The sequence below is a fragment of the Kineococcus indalonis genome, assembly GCF_009906395.1.
Lineage (GTDB): Bacteria > Actinomycetota > Actinomycetes > Actinomycetales > Kineococcaceae > Kineococcus > Kineococcus indalonis.
Map to the genome: position 1 here is coordinate 1 of NZ_JAAALM010000669.1, position 1,802 is coordinate 1,802.

Consider the following 1,802-nt stretch of genomic DNA (forward strand, 5'->3'; position numbering starts at 1 on the left):
CCGGCCACGTCGCCGCCCCCGGCGCGACCGGCGCCGCCGGCGGCCTGCACCGGGGCGGCGGGGGCGTCCGCGGCACCGGCGGCGGGCGCCTGCGGGGTCTCGCCGGTCGCCCCGTGGCCGCCGGCGCCGCGCAGCGGCAGGGCGGGCAGGAACAGCAGCGTGACGAAGCCGAGCACCATGACGGCGGCCGCCACCAGGTAGATGAGGTTCGCCGAGTCGGTGAAGCCCACCTTGAACGGGTGCGCCAGGGCCGCCGGCAGCGTGGCGAGCACCGAGGTGTCGTCCTGCGCGCGGGCCAGGACGCCCTGCAGGCCCTGCTGGTCCAGGCCCGCCTGCTGCAGGCCGGCGCCGAAGGCCGGCTGCGAGGCCGCCGAGCGGTACTCGGAGGAGACGTTGTCGCCCAGGGTGGAGAACAGGATGGACAGGAACACCGCGGTGCCCAGGGTGCCGCCCATCTGCCGGAAGAAGGTCACCGAGGAGGTGGCCACGCCGATCTCGCGCGGGCCGGCCGCGTTCTGCACGGCGAGGATGACCGGCTGCATGTTGCCGCCCAGGCCCCAGCCCATGACGACCATGACGAGCATGGTCTGCCACACGGGGGTGTCGGCGCCGACGCGGCTGAAGAGGAACAGCGCCACGACCATCAGGGCGGTGCCGACCACCGGCAGCGGCTTGTAGCGGCCGGTGCGGGCGATGAACTGCCCGGCGAAGGCGCTGGCGGACATGATGCCCAGCACCAGGGGCAGCATCTGCAGGCCGCCGACGGTGGGCGAGGAGCCCTTGACGACCTGCAGGTACTGCGGCAGCACGGCCATCGCGCCGAACATGCCCATGCCGAGGATGGCGCTGCCGAGGCTGCCCACGACGAAGGTGCGCCCGCGGAACATGCGCAGCGGCAGCAGCGCCTCCTCGCCGTAGGCGCGCTCGGCGAGGACGAAGCCGACCAGGCCCACCAGGCCCAGGGCGTAGCACAGCAGCGCGCGCCCGGAGCCCCAGCCCCACTCGCGGCCCTGCTCGGCGACGATGAGCAGCGGCACCAGGCACACGATGAGCGTCAGCGCGCCGGGCCAGTCCACGCGGTGGCGGGTGGTGCGCCTGGGCAGCTTGAGGTTGCGCACGACGACGGCCATCGCCAGGGCGCCCAGCGGCACGTTGATCCAGAAGATCCAGCGCCAGCCGGCCAGGCCCAGCAGGGACTCCTGGCCGGAGAAGAAGCCGCCGGCGACGGGGCCCAGGACGCTGGAGGTGCCGAAGACGGCCATGAACCACGCCTGGTACTTGGCGCGCTCCCGGGCCGGGACGACGTCGGCGATGATCGTCAGCGCCAGCGACATCAGGCCGCCGGCGCCCAGGCCCTGCAGGGCGCGCCAGGCGGCCAGCTCGTACATCGAGGTGGAGATCCCGCACAGCGCGGAGCCCACGACGAAGATGCCGATGGCGGCGATGAAGAACGGCCGGCGGCCGTACATGTCGGAGAGCTTGCCGTACAGCGGCGTGGAGATCGTCGACGTGATGAGGAAGGCCGTCGTCGCCCACGCCTGCAGGGAGAAGCCGTCCAGGTCGTCGGCGATGGTGCGGATCGCGGTGGAGACGATCGTCTGGTCCAGCGCGCCGAGGAACATGCCCAGCAGCAGGCCGGACAGGATCGCCATGATCTGCCGGTGGCTGAGGGCGGGCGCCCCGTCGGGGCCGGCCGGTCGGGTGCCGGCCGTGGTGCTGCTCATGCGGTCTCCTGCTCGGTGCGGGCGGTCGGCGGGCCGGCGCAGGCCGGCCCGGTGCGGTCGTGGGGGTCCTCGCGGGGC

General features: G+C 74.0%; 1 protein-coding gene. It reads right to left on the bottom strand.

Annotation, left to right across the window (positions count from 1 at the left end; translation table 11 throughout):
- Positions 1–1,724: MDR family MFS transporter (locus tag GTR00_RS20095; protein WP_166613308.1), on the bottom strand; the 1,724-nt coding region annotated here is incomplete at its 3' end.
- Positions 1,725–1,802 lie beyond the last annotated feature (78 nt).